The organism is Rhizobium sullae (assembly GCF_025200715.1).
Lineage (GTDB): Bacteria > Pseudomonadota > Alphaproteobacteria > Rhizobiales > Rhizobiaceae > Rhizobium > Rhizobium sullae.
Genome location: NZ_CP104143.1, coordinates 3,743,501 through 3,761,706, shown reverse-complemented (window position 1 = coordinate 3,761,706; position 18,206 = coordinate 3,743,501). Strand labels below are relative to the sequence as shown.

The 18,206-nt window shown below is 61.9% G+C and carries 16 protein-coding genes; 10 read left to right on the top strand and 6 right to left on the bottom strand.

Annotation, left to right across the window (positions count from 1 at the left end):
• Nucleotides 1-112: 112 nt before the first annotated feature.
• The 5 genes from N2599_RS18615 to N2599_RS18595 all read right to left on the bottom strand — a co-directional run bounded on the left by N2599_RS18615 (nt 113) and on the right by N2599_RS18595 (nt 4,252).
• Nucleotides 113-1,021 (bottom strand): homocysteine S-methyltransferase family protein, encoded by a 909-nt coding sequence (locus N2599_RS18615; protein WP_027511979.1) that lies wholly within the window; start codon nt 1,019-1,021, stop codon nt 113-115.
• 193 nt (nt 1,022-1,214) lie between these two features.
• Nucleotides 1,215-1,904, bottom strand: coding sequence for an ABC transporter permease (locus N2599_RS18610; RefSeq protein WP_027511980.1), 690 nt, complete (start codon nt 1,902-1,904; stop codon nt 1,215-1,217).
• Nucleotides 1,901-2,641, bottom strand: coding sequence for an ABC transporter permease (locus N2599_RS18605; RefSeq protein WP_027511981.1), 741 nt, complete (start codon nt 2,639-2,641; stop codon nt 1,901-1,903). Before N2599_RS18605 ends, N2599_RS18610 begins: the two co-directional genes overlap by 4 nt.
• 11 nt (nt 2,642-2,652) lie before the next feature.
• The gene (locus N2599_RS18600; RefSeq protein ID WP_027511982.1) at nt 2,653-3,426 is read right to left on the bottom strand and encodes a transporter substrate-binding domain-containing protein; all 774 of its coding nucleotides are present in this window, start codon (nt 3,424-3,426) and stop codon (nt 2,653-2,655) included.
• A gap of 46 nt (nt 3,427-3,472) precedes the next feature.
• Nucleotides 3,473-4,252, bottom strand: coding sequence for an ABC transporter ATP-binding protein (locus tag N2599_RS18595; protein ID WP_027511983.1), 780 nt, complete (start codon nt 4,250-4,252; stop codon nt 3,473-3,475).
• Between the two features lie 172 nt (nt 4,253-4,424).
• On the opposite strand from N2599_RS18595, the gene N2599_RS18590 reads away from it, so the two are divergent.
• Together N2599_RS18590 and N2599_RS18585 are read left to right on the top strand one after the other, a co-directional pair.
• On the top strand, nt 4,425-4,910 hold the full coding sequence (locus tag N2599_RS18590; protein WP_027511984.1) for an Lrp/AsnC family transcriptional regulator: 486 nt from the start codon (nt 4,425-4,427) through the stop codon (nt 4,908-4,910).
• Between the two features lie 436 nt (nt 4,911-5,346).
• Complete coding sequence (locus N2599_RS18585) at nt 5,347-6,195, top strand: hypothetical protein (RefSeq protein WP_027511985.1); 849 nt, start codon at nt 5,347-5,349, stop codon at nt 6,193-6,195.
• A gap of 327 nt (nt 6,196-6,522) precedes the next feature.
• Here the strand turns inward: N2599_RS18585 and N2599_RS18580 are convergent, their stop codons facing one another.
• Nucleotides 6,523-7,638 (bottom strand): helix-turn-helix transcriptional regulator, encoded by a 1,116-nt coding sequence (locus tag N2599_RS18580; RefSeq protein ID WP_167333924.1) that lies wholly within the window; start codon nt 7,636-7,638, stop codon nt 6,523-6,525.
• Between the two features lie 471 nt (nt 7,639-8,109).
• On the opposite strand from N2599_RS18580, the gene N2599_RS18575 reads away from it, so the two are divergent.
• Genes N2599_RS18575 through N2599_RS18540 form a run of 8 tightly spaced genes read left to right on the top strand, consistent with a single transcriptional unit; the run spans nt 8,110 to nt 18,173 of the window.
• Nucleotides 8,110-10,152, top strand: coding sequence for a phage tail sheath family protein (locus N2599_RS18575; protein ID WP_027511987.1), 2,043 nt, complete (start codon nt 8,110-8,112; stop codon nt 10,150-10,152).
• Between the two features lie 9 nt (nt 10,153-10,161).
• Nucleotides 10,162-10,683, top strand: a complete 522-nt coding sequence (locus N2599_RS18570; protein WP_027511988.1) for a phage tail protein — start codon at nt 10,162-10,164, stop codon at nt 10,681-10,683.
• A gap of 1 nt (nt 10,684) precedes the next feature.
• Entirely contained in the window at nt 10,685-11,368 is a 684-nt protein-coding gene (locus tag N2599_RS18565) for a hypothetical protein (RefSeq protein ID WP_027511989.1), read from the top strand.
• Nucleotides 11,365-12,129 carry a hypothetical protein gene (locus N2599_RS18560; protein ID WP_027511990.1) on the top strand — a complete coding sequence of 255 codons (765 nt, stop codon included), beginning with the start codon at nt 11,365-11,367 and terminating at the stop codon, nt 12,127-12,129. Before N2599_RS18565 ends, N2599_RS18560 begins: the two co-directional genes overlap by 4 nt.
• Complete coding sequence (locus tag N2599_RS18555) at nt 12,126-12,845, top strand: Pvc16 family protein (RefSeq protein ID WP_027511991.1); 720 nt, start codon at nt 12,126-12,128, stop codon at nt 12,843-12,845. The genes N2599_RS18560 and N2599_RS18555 overlap by 4 nt, the downstream gene beginning before the upstream one ends.
• Complete coding sequence (locus tag N2599_RS18550) at nt 12,842-14,719, top strand: ATP-binding protein (protein ID WP_051336710.1); 1,878 nt, start codon at nt 12,842-12,844, stop codon at nt 14,717-14,719. The genes N2599_RS18555 and N2599_RS18550 overlap by 4 nt, the downstream gene beginning before the upstream one ends.
• Nucleotides 14,716-14,922, top strand: a complete 207-nt coding sequence (locus N2599_RS18545) for a hypothetical protein (protein ID WP_027511992.1) — start codon at nt 14,716-14,718, stop codon at nt 14,920-14,922. Before N2599_RS18550 ends, N2599_RS18545 begins: the two co-directional genes overlap by 4 nt.
• A complete protein-coding gene (locus N2599_RS18540) occupies nt 14,919-18,173 on the top strand; it encodes an eCIS core domain-containing protein (protein WP_027511993.1) in 3,255 nt (1,084 codons plus the stop codon). Before N2599_RS18545 ends, N2599_RS18540 begins: the two co-directional genes overlap by 4 nt.
• Nucleotides 18,174-18,206: the final 33 nt, after the last annotated feature.

The window sequence follows — 18,206 nt, the reverse complement described above, 5'->3', positions numbered from 1 at the left end:
CAATTTCCTGGTCGCTCAAGCATCGACTTCTTGCCTTTACCGTAGGCAACCCCGCCCCTGCAAAGCACCTCAGCAGGAGGTCGACGGCAATGACGATGGTTGACATACAGCTTCACCCCAACAGGGTCTTCTTGAGGCGATGGATATGCCCGGCGCCAATGCCGCAACAGCCGCCGATTATTGTTGCACCAGCCTCCGCCCAAGAGCAGGCGAAGCGCGAATAGGTATCATCGTTCAGATCATTGCGGGTGGTATGGAGACCCTCATTGGCGCCGGAATCATTTTGCTCCCCTTCGAAGGCATTGGCATAGACACCGATCTCTACCGTGGAGCCCCTATCCTTGAATACACGAGACCCTGTTTCGACCGCCGCCCGCATGACTTCTGGCTTGCTGCAGTTGAACAAGAGCGCCTGCGCGCCAGACGAAGCTGCCCAATTCGCCGCATCGTCGACCCGCTCGCCGGAACGCAGCTTCGGTTCACCTCCTCTTACCTGTGCCTCGTCATCGGCCAGCGTGAACGAAATCCAGAACGGCTTCCCGTTTGCGGCGACTGCAGTGCGCACAGCCTCGCCCTCGGCGATCAGGCTGAGGGTTTCCCCGAGCCACACGTCCACGAAGGGATTGAGTTGTTCAACTAGCACCTTGAGATAGTCCTGGACCCGCAAAGGATCAAAGTTTTGGGGTTCGTAGGACCCGAAGATTGGCGGCAGCGAACCAGCAACCAGTACTTTCCGATCCTTGACGGCATCGGCGGCTTGGCGCGCCAATTTGCCCGAGAGCGCGATAAGCGCCGCCCCTTCCCTCTGAAACCGCTCCTCGCCAATGTGGAAAGGCACCAGCGCATAGCTGTTGGTAGTGACGACGTCCGAGCCGGCGGCGATGAATTCTTCGTGGACCTTTCGGACAATGTCTGGCGAATTGACTAGCGCCAGTGCCGACCATTCCGGCTGCTTCAGTTCGGCACCGAGGCGCAGGAGTTCGCGGCTCATGCCGCCGTCGAGAATGCACAGTCTGCTCATGGATGGGTCTCCGTAAAGGGAATCAAGAAGCGGCAAAGCGTGGTCGCGGTTGGCGGTGATGTCGGCCGCGGTCTCGAGCCGATTGGCAACCGCAAGAGCCTCCGGCGGATGGCCTTCCAGCACTCATTTCTGCCAGCACGGCGAAACGTTCCGGAAAGGCGTGGAGTCATGACCGTTCATTTCCCCGTTTGCGTTAGCGTCGCGATGGCACCTGCGCCTCGATGAGGCGGAAGGCGCGGGCGATGATCGCCGTAAGAATGAGATAGAAGACAGTAACGACGATCAGCGGCTCATAGACGAGCAGCGTGTCCTGGCGCACCTTGCTCGCCACCGCGTAGAGATCCATCACTGTGACGGTGAATGCGAGCGGCGTCGCTTTGAGCTGCATGACGATTTCACCACCGATTGTCGGCAATGCGATGCGAATGGCGCGGGGCAGCCAGATGCGCCGGATCAGCGTGAAGGGCCGCATGCCGAACGCTCGGCCGGCTTCCAACTCGCCCTTCGATACTGCGAGCAGCGCACCGCGCAGCACCTCTGCCTCGTAGGCGGCATAGTTTAGCGTAAAGCTCACCGCCGCGAAGAAGAAGCCCTCACGCAGGATCGGCCAGAACAGGCTCTGGCGAAGGCCGGGGATCATAGGCAGCAGCGCACCGACACCGTAATAGAGGAGCCAGAGTTGGATGAGCAGAGGTGTGCCGCGGAAAAAGGTGCAGTAGCCGCGAGCGAGATATTGTGTCAGCGGACCGCCGCTCACCTGCGCAAAGGCGAGGCCGATCGCGACGACGAAGCCGAAGGCGACCGAGATCACCAGCAGCAGCACCGTCTGCCCGGCGCCTGCCAACAGAAGCGGCCAATAGGAGACTATCCATGAGAAGGTCATGCCGTGTGCTCCTCATGAGGCTTCGGCTGTCCGCGCCGCACATGACGCTCGATCAGGTTGAAGACGATGTTGGAGACGAGCGTGATGGCAAGATAGAGAAGGGCCGATGCCAGGAAGAAGATGAAGTAATGCTTGGTGCTCGCGCCGGCCAGGCGAGTGGCGAGCGCCAGTTCCTGATAGCCGACAACTGCAACCAGCGCGCTGTCCTTCGTGATCGACATCCACAGATTGGCAAGGCCCGGCAGGGCATTTGGCAATAACGCCGGCAGGATGACGCGGCGGAAACGCAGCATCGGCCCCATGCCGAAGGCCTTGGCTGCATCGATCTGGCCAACGGGGATGGCGAGGATCGCGCCGCGCAGCACTTCCGTCACGTAGGCGCCCTGCACGAAACCGAGCACGGCGACGGCGACGACGAAGCCGTTCACTTCGATCGCAGGCAGATTGACCGCGGTCAGGAGCCGGTTGAGGCCGTCCATTCCCGCATAATAGAGCCCGACGATCAAAATCAGTTCCGGAATGGCGCGGATAGCTGTCGTATAGAGACTGAGCAGCAGGCCGAGCGGCCTGTTGCCGGAAAGTTTGCCAAACGCGCCTCCTGTCCCGAGCAGGAGGCCGATCAGGAATGCGCCGACGGAGATGGCGATCGTGGAGGCGGCGCCCATAAGCAGGGTTCCACCCCATCCGGGGGGATAGGGGGAGAGCAGATCCAGAACACCTTGTGGGGCAGCCGCCATCGATTGGGCGCTTACTTTGCGCCATAGATGTCGAAGTCGAAATACTTCTTGGTGATTTCGTCGTATTTGCCGTTGGTACGCACGGCTGCGATCGCGGCGTTCAGCTTTGCCTTGAGCTCGGTATCCTCCTTGCGCAGGCCGCCGGAAACACCAGCCCCGAGAATCACTTTGTCGTCGGCAACGTCGCCCATCTTCGCGCAGCAGTCCTTGCCGGCGTGACTCTTGAGGAAGGCATCAAGGGCAAGCGAATCGCCGAACACATAGTCGATGCGGCCGGCGGCGAGATCCTGGAATGCCTCGTCAAGCGTCTGATAAGTCTTCTCGTCGGCGACATCGGCAAAATACTTCTTGTAATAGTCCGACTGAATGGTCGAGACCTGAATGCCGATGGTTTTGTCCTTGACGTCATCGGCCGCAGCACCCGGCTTCTGGTCCATTGAGCCGATCAGGGTGCTCGGCGTGTTGTAGTACTTGTCGGTGAAGTCGATGACCTTCGAGCGCTCTGCGGTGTTCGACATCGATGACCAGATGACGTCGAACTTCTTGCTTTGCAGGGCCGGAATGAGCCCGTCCCAGGAGAGCTCGACGATCGAGCATTTCTCCTTCATCTCGTTGCAGACGGCATTCATCAAGTCGATTTCCCAACCTTGCCACTCACCGGAGGCATCCTTGGCGAAGAAGGGTGGGTACGATTCGTTCATAATGCCGAAGCGGACCTCGGCCTGAGCCGTGATAGCGGAAAGAGCAAGCGTGGTGCCGGCGAGAAGCAGGGCGAGCAGTTTCATTCGTGGAATTCTCCTGTTTGGATTGTCTGGCTAATGAAGCGGTGCATCAATTCGTAAGCATGCCGGTGAATTCCCGGCAGCGGGCACTCAAGGGGGCGTCGAAAATCTGTTGAGGCGGACCCTCCTCCTCGATCCGTCCCTGACGCAGGAAGAGAACGTGGCTGGAGACGTCGCGGGCAAAGCGCATTTCATGGGTGACGAGCAGCATGGTGCGGCCCTCCTCCGCGAGGTCGCGAATGACCCTGAGTACCTCTCCGACCAGTTCGGGATCGAGTGCGGAGGTCGGCTCGTCGAAGAGCATGACGGCTGGATCGACGCAAAGTGCACGGGCAATGGCGGCTCGCTGCTGCTGACCGCCGGAAAGAAACGCGGGATAGGCGTCGCGCTTTTCGTAAAGCCCGACCTTGTTGAGCAGTGCTTCCGCCTTCTCGATAGCCTCGCGACGGTCAACGCCCATGACATGGACCGGCGCTTCGATGATGTTCTCAAGAACGGTGCGATGTGCCCAAAGATTGAAGTTCTGGAAAACCATGCCAAGGCCGGTGCGCAGCCGCTCGACCTGCCGCCGGTTCACCGGCTGCATCTTCCCGCTGCGGCTGCGTTTCAAGGTAATTTCCTCGCCGTTCACGACGATGCGGCCCCGATCGGGCATCTCCAGCAAATTGATGCAGCGCAGAAATGTGCTCTTCCCGGAGCCCGACGAACCGATGATCGAAATCACATCGCCTTTGCGGGCCGTTGTCGAAATGCCCTTGAGGACTTCATGTGGGCCATAGCTCTTGTGAAGATCATCCACACGAAGTGCCTGGGGAGACGATTCTGTCATGCGCGGTACCGGTCCAAATAATGTTCGGAGAATATCGCGGATAGATGCGGTTTTTACGCGCAAATTATGATTGTTTTGCATATATAATGCAGAAATCTATTTCTGATGCATTTAATACGACAGAACGCCGGTATCGCCGGGTAATTTCGCCGCCGAAATGGAAGGAACAGGGATGGAAAGACTGGATGCCTTTGATCGCGATATTCTCGACATCATTCAGCGCAATTGTCAGCTGACGGCGGAAACCATCGCCGAAAAGGTCGGGCTTTCGACCTCGGCGGTGCAGAGGCGGCTGAAACGCCTACGCGAGGACGGCATCATCAAAGCGGAAGTAGCCGTCGTCGATCGCAAGGCGACGGGCACGCCGATGGTGTTCATCGCCGGATTGGAGATCGAGCGTGACAACTACGATGCACTCGCGAAGTTCCGCCTCTGGGCGGAAAAGCAGGATCACATCCAGCAGGTTTACTATGTGACCGGAGCGGTGGACCTGATCGCCATTGTCACGGCCCGCGATGTCGAACATTACGACGATATCGCGGCCCTGATCATGAAGGAAAACCCGCAGATCCGGCGCATGCATACCAATGTAGTGCTGAGGGACGTCAAGCTAGGCCTGTTGGTTCCGCTGAGCGGTTGCGATGATCCAAGCAGATAGGCGACCAGAGCGGCAGACGCTTGAGCGCCTCGGCGTCGGAGGCCAGATCTAAATCCATGACGTCGAGACCAGTCTTCGTCATCGATGGCGTTGACTATCAGTGCCCGGCCGCCGACCACCCGCCGACGCTTGCGCGCGGTGATGCCGGAAGGATCCAACGCTAGCCGTGTGCTGGGCCTTAAACGCAAGAAAGCCCTCCACGATGGGAGGGCTTTGTTGTTGGTATAGCTCGTAAATTTTGGTTGCGGGGGCCTGAGTCCACAGAGACTTGTAAAATTGGAGCCCAAATTCCGATAACATAAGCGGAACGGCTTCGAGAAGAAGCACTCGAGATATCTGACCCGCTGTTTGGGAACCCCAGATTGAGTGCAAGTAACGATATATTGGTGATGCCCTTGATATGTCTCTGTCGGGCAATCTTAGGGGCATTTGGGGAATGCAGGTTCTTACTCGTTTTACATATCCGACGTTCATCGGTCTCTGTGGATTACTTGGCACGTTTTCTGACATTCTCCAAAATTCAAACATAGCGATAGGTGCAATTGCTGGCCTTCTGATGTTGGGGCTTGCTTGTCTTCTGCTGCCCAAAGAGCTGGTTGTTGACCGCTTCTGGAGTGGATTGCTTGGCAACGATGTGAGTGAACAGTTCTCGGCGCGTCCATTCGGACTCTCATGCGCTCTGCTCGCAATGCTATTGTATGGCTTTTCAACTCTCTCAACAAAGGCCGGCGAAGAGGGCGGTGTGATTGCTGCTCAATTTCCAGAAGTCCGGCAGTTCCAAATTGCCTTAGGCGTCGCCCAGCAGGATATCGCTGCCATCAAGAATATCTCCGCCGAGATAAGGGGAGACACATCGAGATTGCTCGAGAGCTCAGAGCGATGGCTGAAGTTCGAGTTGTTCCTATTACACGAAGCAAATGGCCATAAACCCAACGGGGAGTGGAATTACGTTCCCTCTGGTGCGAGCATATTCCTGTTCAATGAAACACCTCTTCAATACGAAGACCTACTCATTGTACTGTCGGTGCCTGGACAAGGGGAGATATACAGAAAATCCTATCCCCGTGTTCTTGATCGCGAACAACGGCAGGAACGGAACGCGATCAATGTGGCCTATGAAAGTGTTGACGTCTGCATATCCGCGAAACGTCGGGGACAGGAAGAGTGGTTGACGGACAAGCACTCGCTGGCGATACATCATGGACCCGATCAGTATACAACCGAGTACCAAAAATCTGATTCCTCGGGAGTTCAGATTTTTGCCTCTGCAACCAGGTGCGGGTAGATATGCGAATTGGCACCTAGCTCACCTCCGCTTTCAATCCTCGATATTGAAATTCTGATAACCGGGTAACTGTCCCGACCGGACGCGAGGCGTAACGATCCAGTTGTGAGCGACCTCTGAGGTGACGACGCTTGCCCTCCGCCGTCTAGGTGCCAGAAGCGACTATAATTTCCCGTTGCGACGGTCACAGGTGCTGACCTCGGGCCTGATCCGCTATCAGCGTGTCTTCACCTCCTCTTTGTGAGCGGTCGCAGCCGCCGTGCCCCTTAGCCCCCTGCAGCTAACTCGGATAAGTTGCTGTAATCGAAAGGCTTTCAATGCGAACGACTAGGTTCGCGCTCCCCCTGCAATAACCAACCGGACAAGTTCCGCCTGTCGGTGCACACCCGTCTTCTCGAAGATACTGCTTAAGTGTGCCCTAATCGTATTAGCCGAGACCCCAAGCCTCGCAGCGCATGCCTCGCGCCCGTCTCCCTTCACAATTTCAAACGCGACGTTGGACTCCGCAAACGTGAGCCCGAACCGATGACGCAGGTTCTCCCTCCGCAAATCCCGTTCTTTAGCGGGATCAGTGACAATGATAGCTGCTACCGGTCGGGCTTTACTGGGTCGGAGGGTATTTGTATATGCAAACTCGGTTCGCAACGGAGCGACAATGACATGCAACGCACCGCGCCCGTCCGAATCTACAATCTCAAGGCTGCCCCCAGGCGCATTGCGCAGCACGGTCAAATCGGCGCAACTTGCGATCATTCGGCGCAAGACGCGAGTTGCAGATGGATCGCGGGTTCGCAGACCCTTTCGATCGATTTCGAGAGCCTTTTTTCCGGAGAGGATCGCTTCGGCGGTTTCACTGGCTGATACGACAGTCGCCGCAGCATCTACCAGCAGAACACCTGCTCCCAACCTATCCAGCGCAACCGCGGCACCCATCGCAAACAAATCAGCAGCCGCCAGTTTATTGGCGACATTGAGCGCAGCGGCGAGGTGCGGCGTAAGCGTTCGAACGGTAGTCTCGTCTCCAGGGTCGTATTTCGCGCGGCCTAAGCAGCGGCTAACGCTTAAATAAACATCGCGCTGTTGCGTACGGAGAGGCGAAACGATGACCCCGGCATACGAGAGTTCTTGCCGCGTTGCCTTGTTGTCGCGGATGGGACGAGGGTACTTATCGGCAAATGATGCCGGCGCAACGACGTTTTGCATCCATTGTGAAAACGAGCGGGCTCTAGCTGCAGCAGCACAGGCCGCCAAATGTTCAGACGCTACGCCGAACCCGGCAACGAATTCAACGGCTCCGGTGAGCGCGTCCTGAGCCAGAAAGATTGACTGTTGACTGCCGGCTGCGATTGCGACCGCCTCCAATGCACGCGCCCAACCGTCAGGCGAGAACGCTGCTTCGTGAATGCACTGCACTGCCATAAGAACAGCGTCTTCCCGTGCCAACAGCGCCCCCATCAGCCCCTACAGGCTAACGCCTGCAACTGAAACGTGAAAATAGAATACAATCCTTCGGCGCGCCACTTTATTTTGAGGCTCGTTCCATTACGTCATCTGCCTAGCATCCTCTCTTCCCGGTGTAGGCCACCGTCCTTAGGCGCTTGGACAAGAACGCCTCCTATCGTCGTCCACAAAAGCGCGAGAACAAAGCAGCAGGCGATTGCACAAGCGTAGAAAATGGCCCGCGACCGCGATGATTGCCAGCGAAACGCCTCGCAAGTTAGCCCGCCCTCTTGTTAGCAACCCTCCAGCTCAACCAGACAACAATCATATAGGACGAATGACCGATGCGTTCGCGAGTGGCCTATGGAAACATCAACTTTCCGGATGCAATTTTCGCGCCGAAGACGTGTTCACTCAGCAGCATCGGCTGCGCTTTGCGCTGGCCGAGCATCTGGGCTGCATTGCGAGGACTCCATGCTCCAACTCACGTTTCCTGGTGTCTATACCCAAGAGCTTGCTTCGGGCGTCCGTTCCATTGCCGGGGCGCCGACGTCGGTCGCCCTTTTCGTCGGTCCCACAAAGGCAGGCATCGATGGATGGAGCGCCAAATCACCCAAAGAGTTAAGGCCCATCCGCCTCCAGAATTTCGGCGATTTCGAGCGGAATTTCGGCGGACTGTCACAGACTTCCTCTCTCTCATATTCCGTGCTGCATTTCTTCGCCAATGGCGGGGGAGAAGCCTATGTCCTGCGCGTTCCCGCCAGCAACGCCAAGGCCGCGTCCTCGGGCTTTCGCCAGGACGACGGCGGCGCGACCCTGTCCCTGACGCTTACGGCCTTGTCTTCCGGAGAAGCCTCCAAGGAGATCTTCGTCGAGTTCGATTCCTTCGGCCTGGGTGCCAATCCAGACAAGAAGCTCTTCAATCTCAACATCAGCGATCGCTTGACCGGTCGGATCGAACGTTTTTCGAACCTATCCACGTCGTCGGCATCCGCCCGTTTCGCCCCCTCGGTGGTCAACGATGCCGCCACGGGCTCGAAGCTCGTGGCGATGAGCCTGACCGGCATTGACAAGCAGGCGCCCCAGGCGACCGGATCCATCTACTCCATCGGCACCAAACCCGCGGCAGGGTCCTTCGCCTCGGCACAGAAACTGAAAGTGAACATCGAGTTTCGTGACGCCAACGGCGCGGTCGATGCGGGGGCCGCCGTCTCCATCGACGTCGTCGCCTTCGAGAAGGATGTTGCCAAGCCCACGACGCCTCTGGAACTCTGCACCCGTTTGACGGCGGCGCTCAATGCAGCGCTCCGGGCCGACGCCACCGCCGCCGGCAAGCTGGAGACATTGTCCATCGACGGAGGAATATTCGAGGGCGGCACGCTTATGCGGTTTCGCATCGCCCCGGTTGGCACGACGGTGACGCCAAGCCGCCGTGCCGACGGCGCGGTTACCCTAGCCGCGCCGACATCCGGCACATCGCTGCTGAACACCTATTCGCTGACCGAGAACGTGGCGAACCCGTCGCGTTTCCAACTCGGCTGGGCCTATGCGTCGAGCCAAATCAGCGGCGCGCCAACCGCCGGTGACGACGGCGACGCTCACGGTCAGCCCGTTTCGTCGAACTTCAAGGATGTGGTGACGGCCCTGATCGAGCCGGACCCGTTCTTCAACATCCTGTGCCTGCCGGACGCAGTCCGCTCGTCGGCCGCCGATCCACTGGTGCCGCAGCACGCGAATTGCTCTTCGATCTATTCGGAGGCGGCGTTCGTCTGCTCCAAGAAGTTCGCCTTCCTCATCATGGATCCGCCGCCGAACGTGCAGGACGTCGGCGGTGCCGAAGCTTGGAAGACGACGGGCATCTCGTTCCAGTCCAAACACTCGGCCGCCTATTTCCCAAACATCCGAGTCGATGATCCGCTCGAGCCGGGAGCGATCCGCAGCCATCCGCCTTCAGGCGCCATCGCCGGCCTCTTTGCCCGAACCGACAGCGCCACGGGTGTCTGGCAGGCACCGGCCGGAACCGAGTCCGTCCTATCGGGTGCCTATGGCCCCTCGGTCGTGCTTTCCGACGAACAGCAAGGCATCCTGAACCCGCTCGGCCTGAACGTCATCCGCAAGTTCCCGGTCTACGGAACGGTCAGCTTCGGATCGCGCACGATCGACGGAGCCGACGCGATGAACTCCGAATGGAAATACATCCCGGTCCGCCGGACCGCCTCCTACATCCTGCGCTCGCTGTCCGAGGGGCTGCGATGGGCCGTGCACAAGCCGAATGGCGAACAACTCTGGTCCCAGCTCCGGGTCAATGTGACGGCCTTCATGCAGGGCCTCTTCCGCCAGGGCGCCTTCAAGGGTGTCTCCTCCCGGGAGGCCTACTTCGTCGCCTGCGATTCCTCCACCACCACCGCCGACGACATCAACGCCGGCGTCGTCAACATCGTCATCGGTTTCGCGCCGCTGAGACCCGCGGAGTTCGTGGTGATCAGTCTGCGCCAGATCATACAGTCCGGCCAATAGGAGGCGCTCATGGCTCAGTTCTCCGTCAATGCCCAACGCCTCGACCCCTACAAGAACTTCAAGTTCAAGGTGAAATGGGACGGCGCCTATGTTGCCGCCGTCTCCAAGGTCTCGTTGCTGAAGCGCACGACCGAAGTCGTCAAGCACCGCTCGGGCGGCGATCCTTCCACGTCGTTCAAGGCGCCCGGCCGGACGGAGTACGACGCCATTACCCTCGAGCGCGGCGTGACCCACGACCAGGCTTTCGAGGCCTGGGCGAACAAGGTCTGGAATTTCGGCTCGCTGCCGGGCGGCGAAGTCTCGCTCGCCGATTTCCGCAAGGACATCATCATCGAGCTTCTGAATGAGGCGGGCCAAGTCGTGCTCGCCTACAACGTCTACCGCTGCTGGGTGTCCGAGTTCCAGACATTGCCGGACCTCGACGCCAACGCCAACGCCGTGGCCATCGCCAAGTTGAAGCTCGAAAACGAAGGTTGGGAGCGCGACTACGCGGTAGCTGAACCCAAAGAGCCCGTGTTCGCCGAGCCCTGAGATGACCGACGCCGACCTCCTCAATGCGTGGCCGTTCGATGCCGGCCCACCGCTCCCTCGCCTTTTGCGGTTCGTGGACGCTCTGGCAGCCGGCGCCGGGAGCGCTACGGCAAAATCGTCCGGGACGATGGAAAGCCTCGGGACCTTTAATCGCCGGCTCGCGCGCCTTCATCTGCAACTGGTCGGGCGGCCGCTGGAGGCCAAGGTGGTCTGCGCCTGTGGCGAGGAGCTGGAACTCGCCCTGCCGATCGAAGCCGTTGCCGCCACCGCGGATCCGCCGGCGACTGTGGGGATAGACACCCCCAACAGGCGCAGCTTCCGGCTCCCATGCCTTTCCGAGATCGCGCTTGCCCGCGAACCCCGGGCTTTGGCTGAGGCCTGCGCCCTGGAGGAGGGTGACGCGCTCAGCGACGAACATCTCGCTACGCTCGACGCCGTGTGGTCGGCGGCTGACCCGGCAGCGGAAATTACGCTTGATTTTGCCTGTACCGCCTGCGGCGTTCCGATCCACGCGCAGGCGGACCTGGCTCTCTTTGTGGCCCGCGAGCTGGACATGAAGATGCGCGGATTTCTCGCCGAGATCCACAATCTCGCTGGCGCTTACGGCTGGAGTGAAGCGGAGGTGCTGATGGTGCCCGCCGCCCGCCGCCGCCTCTATGCGGCCCTTATCGGAGGGCGGTCATGAGCTACTTCAAAACCCTGCAGCGCGCGGCGACCGGGATCTCCGAGGCCCAGCCGCGTCCTGTCTCCCTATATGAGCGGTCGGACGCCGAGTGGGAGATCGAGGCAGATCCGCTCACTTCCCCTACCGTCGCTTCAAACTCCCCGCTGAAACCCGCCATCACGGAGAAACGACAGACCACGAGCGAGAAGGCGGGTCCGCCCAAGCCGCACACAAACGCCGTGGCAAGTGAGGAAAAGGCCGTGGATCTAATCCCGCAGGTGCTGGCTCCATTGCCTCAACCCACCCGGCCTGCCGTGGTCGACCTCGACAGCATAACGAAGCCCGAGACGAAACCTCCGGTGTCGCCGGCCCTGCAAGCTGTCGCTCCACCACACTCAGTTCCGACCCCGACGCGCTACGCGACGCCCGCCGAACAGGAAAGCCCTACTATCCAGCCTGTCCGCGAAGTCGAAATCCGCACGGAACGCCCGATCCGCATCGAGGCGCAACCTGTCGCGACCGAGCCGCCCGCTGACGAACGGCCCGCCGCACCGCCCCAGACGGTTTTCCTCGTTCCCGCCCCCGAAGCCAACGCGGACGCAGAACCCATATCAACCCCGCCCGCACGCGAAACACGGGCTGCCCCGACGCTGCTCATCGAGATCGGTCAAATTGACATTCGCCTGACGGCGCCGGCAAGCGCAGCTCCGATCCAGCCGGCGCGGCGCGAAGCATCGCCTCCGATCCTCTCGCTCGACGACTATCTGAAGGGGCGCTCATGACCGCCCATTTCGCCGTCCCGGCAACCACCTTCGTCCTCAAGGCACTTTGCGATGCCCGGCTCAAGGCCGCCTACGGCAATTTTCCGGCGCCCTCGGTCAAGCTCGAGCCGCCACCCAGACCCGCACCGACGTCCGGCGCAGGCGGCCAACCCGAAGCGGCTGCGCTCTATCTGTTCCTGCATCACGCCGCTCAGAATCCGGCCTGGCGCAACATGCACGAGCCCACCGTCAATTCGCTCGGGCAAAGGACCGATGCGCCGCCGCTGGTCCTCGATCTCTACTACCTCCTGTTTGCGACCGGCGCCGACCTGGAGCGCGAGGTGCTCTTCAGCCTCGGCCTCACGGCCTTTCGGCGCAACGGGATCATTCCCCGGCCGATGATCCAGGCGATCCTCGGCGCCATCGCCGTTCCGGCCAATCCGACGAAGCTTCTGGAGACGCTGACGGCGGAACCGCTGCACGACCCCGCCAGCCAACCCGAACAGATCACCATCTCACAGGAACCCTACGACCTCGACCGTTCGACCAAACTCTGGTCGGCGCTACAGGCACCCTTGCGTCCCACCGCGCTGTTTCAGGTCACGTCTCTCTTCCTCGACATACCGCAGCAATTCCAACTGATGCCCGACGTCGAGGCCGTCGGCCTGCGCCTTCGTCCCAATGCGAACCCCGCCAGTCCTCCGGTCGACGATGATCTGCTGGAGGTGACATCATGAGGCTCGCCGCCGACGCCGAGTTTCTGCTACGTGAAGTCGAAATCCGGACGCTTGCGTCACTCGCGTCAGCGCGCGGAGAAACCGGCGCGCCTGAACTGGCAAGGTTTGGCGCCTGGCTTGATACCGGCAGCCATCCGGGCCTTTCGCGCATTGCCGAGGCTTTCGCGCTTGGCGAAGCGGAAGCGGAGCTCGTTGCCCTCCTCTATGCCCAGTCATTGTCGGAGGAGGTGCGCCGCGCGCTCGCCGCGCTCGACCCTGGTCTCCTGCCCCTCTGGCTCGCCCGGCGCCTGATACCGGATTTGCGCCTCGATACCTTGGCGACGGCCGCACCGCTGCGGCGCTTCGGCCTCGTGGAGGTTCAGGGGCCTGGACGGGCCGAATTGCGGCTTTCGCTAGCGGAACCCATCGTCGACAGGCTTTGCGGCCTACGGCCGGAGATCGCCGAGCTGGACGCCCGGCTGCGCCCGATGGCCGGTCCAATCGAGGAAACCGCGCTGACCCATCGCCTCAGAACCTTGTTGGCCGCCCGCCAGGGTGGCCTTCCACCGCTGATGCTCGCGGGCGACATCGCCCCGCGCGAAGTCGCCAACGCATTGACCGGTCTTGGCTTGCTTCCGCTTCTGCTGGGCGCCGCCGATATCCCCGAGGTCCCTGAGGCCCGCGCCCGGCTGGCCCGAACGTGGAGCCGCGAAGCCGCTCTTGATGGAAAAGCTCTTGTTGTTGCCACCGCTGCGGGTCGTGACGACGCGCTGGCATCGTTTGCCGAGCAGGTCTGGGGGCCTGTCGTGATCGTCGGCACCATCTCGCCCGGTTGCTTTAGCCGGGCGACGGCGGTTCTGTCGCCCGGGATTGCGCGTCAGGATCCGGCCGCGCCGTGGCGGACGGCATTCGCCCCATGGGCTGCAGCCCTCGGGTCACCGTTCTTTCGCCGCCTCGCTTCGCAGTTTCGGCTTGACCGCACTGAGATCGATGCGCTCGCCGCTCTCGCCAACGTCGAATTGGACGGCCTGGACGCTGATGCCGCACGGGCGCATCTTTGGCATCTCGCAGGCCGGGCCCACCAGGCGGTTCCCCTGCCGGGCTGCCGCCTGCAGGAACCTGTTTTCGGCTGGGAGGATCTGGTTCTGCCAGCGGCACTCACCCAGTCGCTCCGTCGGATCGAGGTCCATGTGCGCCACGCCGCAGAGGTCTTCGACGACTGGGGCTTCGGCCGCGGCCAGAAGGGGCGCGGTATTGCCGCACTGTTCGCAGGCCCGCCCGGCACGGGAAAAACCTTGGCGGCCGAGGTTCTCGCCTCGTCGCTCGGGTTGCGGCTCCTCACCATCGATCTGTCGCAGGTCATCTCGAAATATATCGGCGAAACCGCTAAGAATGTCGCCGCCGCCTTCGACCTCGCCGAGTGCACCGGTGCCGTCATGGTCTGGAACGAAGGGGACGCCATCTGGGGCATCCGCGGACAGGTGTCGTCGGCGACCGACCGGCACGTCAACGCCGAGACGGGCGACCTTCTCAGCCGAATCGAGGACTTCCGCGGCTTCACCGTCGTCACGACCAATCTCCGCCACGCGATCGACCCGGCCTTTCTGCGCCGCTTCCGCTTCATCGCGGATTTCCCGTTGCCTTCGGAAGGCGAGCGCCTGGCGCTCTGGGAACAGGCGTTCCCGGTCAGGGCGCCGCTTGGCTCCGTCAACTTCCGTGCGCTCGCCGCATTGCCGCTGTCGGGAGGATCGATCCGCAACGTCGCGCTCGGCGCTGCCTTCCAGGCTGCGGAGGCGGGCGGGGAGATTGCCGAATGGCACATCGAGGCGGAGATTGCCGAGGAACTGCGCAAGGAAGGCCAGCCGGCACCGGTGATCGACTGGAGGGCATCATGAAGGTGCACTTGGGGCGATTGACGGTGCACGGGACGGGCCTCGACGCCCGCCGCCTTGCCGACCGCCTGCCTCAGGACCTTCCCGCCGCTCTCTCGCGCGCGCTCAATGGCGCGCCGTTACGCGAGGGATATGTCGAACAGGTGGGGCAAGCGATCGCACAACGGTTGAGGGACGAAATCGCCCGGAAGGCGGCGAAGCCATGAGGTCGCTCGAACCGCACCTGCCGCTTCAAAGGCCTGCGCCGGCGCTGACCCACGGGCGGCCGTTCGATGCCGATACGCGCGCGCCCTTCGAGACCGCCTTCAACCGCTCATTTGCCGATGTCCATATTCACGACGGCGCCCAGGCGCATGATGCCGCACGCAGCCTCGATGCGCGTGCCTTCGTCCAGGGCTACGATCTCGCCTTTGGCGCCGGCCACTACCAGCCGGCAACGCCGGAGGGCCGGGGCCTGCTTGCGCATGAACTGGCGCACGTTGCCCAGCAGGGCCAGGGCCCGCGCACGGCGCCCTTGAACGTGCTTGGCGCCAACCAGGATGCCCGGCTGGAAGGTGAGGCGAACGCCGCGGCAACAGCCTTTGCGGAAGGACGGGCCATTCCCCGCCTCAGCGAGGCGGGACCAGCGCTCCAGCGCAACGCTGCCGGCGGCCCGCCGCCGGCAGCCGCGCCGGCCGCCTCGACCACCGCCGGTCCCTCACTGAAGCTCCCGGCGGGGATGACAGCCGTCGCCGACGATCCCGCGGGTCTCGGCACCAACGAACTGATCGTCGAAGTGGCGAGCTTCACGCTGCCCAAGGAAAAAGGCCTCGGCGACTGGGTGCAGAAGGCGCACGATGCCAAGGCAGCCGGATCGGGCCTGGTGTTCACGCCCCTTTTTGACGGCGGCCGGGTTGCCGCGTGGAAGGAGGGAAGCGAAGACTACAAATCCATCTGGCTCGGCAAATTCGGTTTCAACACCACCCAGGCGCTTTCCCTCGCCTTCATCAATGCGGCCAAGACCGACGAGGAACTCAAGACCGCCTATGCGGATCCGGCGGTGAAGAAGGTGGTGGACGGCCTGGCCGGTGGCCTGAAGACCGCCAAATGCGATGTCGACCACATCGTCGAAAAGCAGATGGGGGGAACGTCCATCCCATCCAACCTGCAACTGCTCGACAGCACCAAGAACCAGGCATCGGGGCGGGAAACCTATCAGGAACTGGTAAAGCTGGTCGATGCGATCCGCGATCCCTCCATGCGGGGTGCGGGTGTGAAGAAACTGCAATTGCGGCTCAAGCAGGCGACCGTTCGGACAGGCACCACGGACGGTTCCTATCTTGTCGAAAAACTCCTGCGCGAGGGCAAGGTCAAAGGTTCCGACGCGGTGAAGGCGGCCGCCGACGGGAAGCCGGTGGCGCTCAGTGCCGGCGGCATGGCCGAAACGGTGCAAGCCAAGGACAAGGGAGATACGCCGGTCGGGGACATGGCCAAGCGGCTGGTGCCTGGGATCAGGCTCGTGACCTACAAGCGATCGCCGCTCGGCCCCAAGGGCAAGACGGACAACGTCGAAGGCGAACTCGACAGCCGCGCGCTAGCCAAGAGCGCCGCGGGATCAGCGGCGGTGAAACTGACGGCCGAACTTGGCCCCGCAGGCGCACCCGCGCCAGCCGCCGCTCCGACGCCGGTAGATGCCCCGGACACCACGGCGGCGGGTGCGGCCGGCGCCAGCCCGGCGGGCGAGGCCCGCAGTCTCAAGCTCGACCCCAAGTCGAACAAGAAGATCGCCTTCTATTATCCCTATCTTTCGCCCGGCGAATTGACCTCGCTGACGATAGACGACGCCGGGACGTTGAAGGCCGAGGGCTCCATCAGCCCGAGCGTGCCAGTGCTCGACAAGTTCCTGATCAAGTACGAGGCAACGCGCGAGGGCAAGGAAAGCCTCGCGCTCGTCGCACCCATTCCGGCCGCCAAGCTCAAGCCGAACAATGCCTATTTCCGGTTCACCGAAGGCGACCTGTCGCTGGCGCTCGCCCCGGCATTCGTCCCTTCAGGAACGCTGAAGTTCACGGCCGGTCCGGGGACAAAACCGGTCATCGCCGGCGACTTCACCGTCAAGTACGAGGCGGGCGCGTTTCAAGCGAATGGCACGCTTACGCCGGGAGGCAAGCTGCCCGGCATCGACCAGGCGTCCGGAACGGTCACCTACCACTCGGAAAAGGGCTGGGCGGGTGAGCTCAAGGCCTCCACCTCCTCGATCCCCGGAGCAACGATCGATGTCGCCGCCGGCTTCGAATCCAAGGGTCAGGGCATGAGCTACTGGGCCAGAGGCGGGCTCACGACGAAGGTGCGCGACACCGTGATCACCCTCAACGCCAAGTGGAGTGGCGGCCCGCTCTCCTATCACGGCAAGGCCGTGGTGCCCGACCCGATCAAGGGCCTCGTCAAGCAGGTCACGCTCGAGGGTGACTACGCCGGCGACCAGATACTGCTGACCGGCTCCGCCGACATCGTCTGGCGCAGCATCAACTCCAAGATGACCGTCAAATATTCCAAGAAGGACGGGGAAGAAGGCAAGTTCTCTGGCGCCGCCGACGTCGACGTGAACATGGGCAAGACGACCGGCCAGTTGAACCTGAACTTCAACGAGAAGGGAAGCTTCTGGGGCGGGGGTGCGATCTCCTACCAGGTCACCAAGGACCTGCGGCCCAAGCTTGGCGTCGACGTGACGCCCGAAGCCCGGATCAAGGTGCTCGGCGAAGTCCAGGTCAACGACATCGAGTTGACGCCCAAATGGCCGAAGGACGGCGGCAACATATCGATCATCAAGGGGCTTGGCTTCAAGTTTCCCATCCCCACCCCGGTACCGGGCGTCACCGCCTTCGGCCGGATCGAGGGATCGCTCGGTCTCGGCTACGGCGTCGGCCCAATCACGTTGAAGGCTGTCGTCTTCAACGGCTCGCTCTATCCCATGGAGGATGACCCCAAGGTCGAAGCCAACCTGACCGGCCGCTTTGCCGTGCCGGCCTATGCCGAGGTCTATGGCGTCTTCGGCGCCCGTCTCGGTGTGGAAGTCGCCGCTGGCGCCGCTGGCCTCGAGGGCGGCATCGACATCAAGCCCAGCCTTCGCATCGATGGCGACGGCGGCGTGAAGTTCGACGCTGCCTACAAGGATGGCGGCTTCGACTTTTCCGCCTCCGCCTATGCCGAAGGCCGGCTGACGGCAAAGGCCAAGGTCGACCTTGTCGCGACGATCTACGCGCTGTGGCGGGCGGTCGATTACTCCTGGACCTACAACGTCGCCTCGGTCGAAGCGCAGATCGGCCCGACGGTGAAGCTCTCGCTCGGAACGATCGCCTACGGGCGCGACGGAAAATTCACCTGGCCGTCGCTCGACCAGATCAAGGTCGATCCGGAGGTCGATCCGCTGTCGGTCGTGAAAGACATGGCCGGGCGCGGCAAGGCGGTGGAGAAATGAGCGCCGCGCGCAAGCCCAGCATTCCCGGGCAGC

Coding starts and splice junctions, on each gene's coding strand:
- N2599_RS18600 (WP_027511982.1), bottom strand. CDS start 3,426: ATGAAACTGCTCGCCCTGCTTCTCGCCGGCACCACGCTTGCTCTTTCC.
- N2599_RS18570 (WP_027511988.1), top strand. CDS start 10,162: ATGGCTCAGTTCTCCGTCAATGCCCAACGCCTCGACCCCTACAAGAAC.
- N2599_RS18610 (WP_027511980.1), bottom strand. CDS start 1,904: ATGACCTTCTCATGGATAGTCTCCTATTGGCCGCTTCTGTTGGCAGGC.
- N2599_RS18540 (WP_027511993.1), top strand. CDS start 14,919: ATGAGGTCGCTCGAACCGCACCTGCCGCTTCAAAGGCCTGCGCCGGCG.
- N2599_RS18560 (WP_027511990.1), top strand. CDS start 11,365: ATGAGCTACTTCAAAACCCTGCAGCGCGCGGCGACCGGGATCTCCGAG.
- N2599_RS18595 (WP_027511983.1), bottom strand. CDS start 4,252: ATGACAGAATCGTCTCCCCAGGCACTTCGTGTGGATGATCTTCACAAG.
- N2599_RS18550 (WP_051336710.1), top strand. CDS start 12,842: ATGAGGCTCGCCGCCGACGCCGAGTTTCTGCTACGTGAAGTCGAAATC.
- N2599_RS18615 (WP_027511979.1), bottom strand. CDS start 1,021: ATGAGCAGACTGTGCATTCTCGACGGCGGCATGAGCCGCGAACTCCTG.
- N2599_RS18565 (WP_027511989.1), top strand. CDS start 10,685: ATGACCGACGCCGACCTCCTCAATGCGTGGCCGTTCGATGCCGGCCCA.
- N2599_RS18545 (WP_027511992.1), top strand. CDS start 14,716: ATGAAGGTGCACTTGGGGCGATTGACGGTGCACGGGACGGGCCTCGAC.
- N2599_RS18575 (WP_027511987.1), top strand. CDS start 8,110: ATGCTCCAACTCACGTTTCCTGGTGTCTATACCCAAGAGCTTGCTTCG.
- N2599_RS18585 (WP_027511985.1), top strand. CDS start 5,347: ATGCAGGTTCTTACTCGTTTTACATATCCGACGTTCATCGGTCTCTGT.
- N2599_RS18555 (WP_027511991.1), top strand. CDS start 12,126: ATGACCGCCCATTTCGCCGTCCCGGCAACCACCTTCGTCCTCAAGGCA.
- N2599_RS18590 (WP_027511984.1), top strand. CDS start 4,425: ATGGAAAGACTGGATGCCTTTGATCGCGATATTCTCGACATCATTCAG.
- N2599_RS18605 (WP_027511981.1), bottom strand. CDS start 2,641: ATGGCGGCTGCCCCACAAGGTGTTCTGGATCTGCTCTCCCCCTATCCC.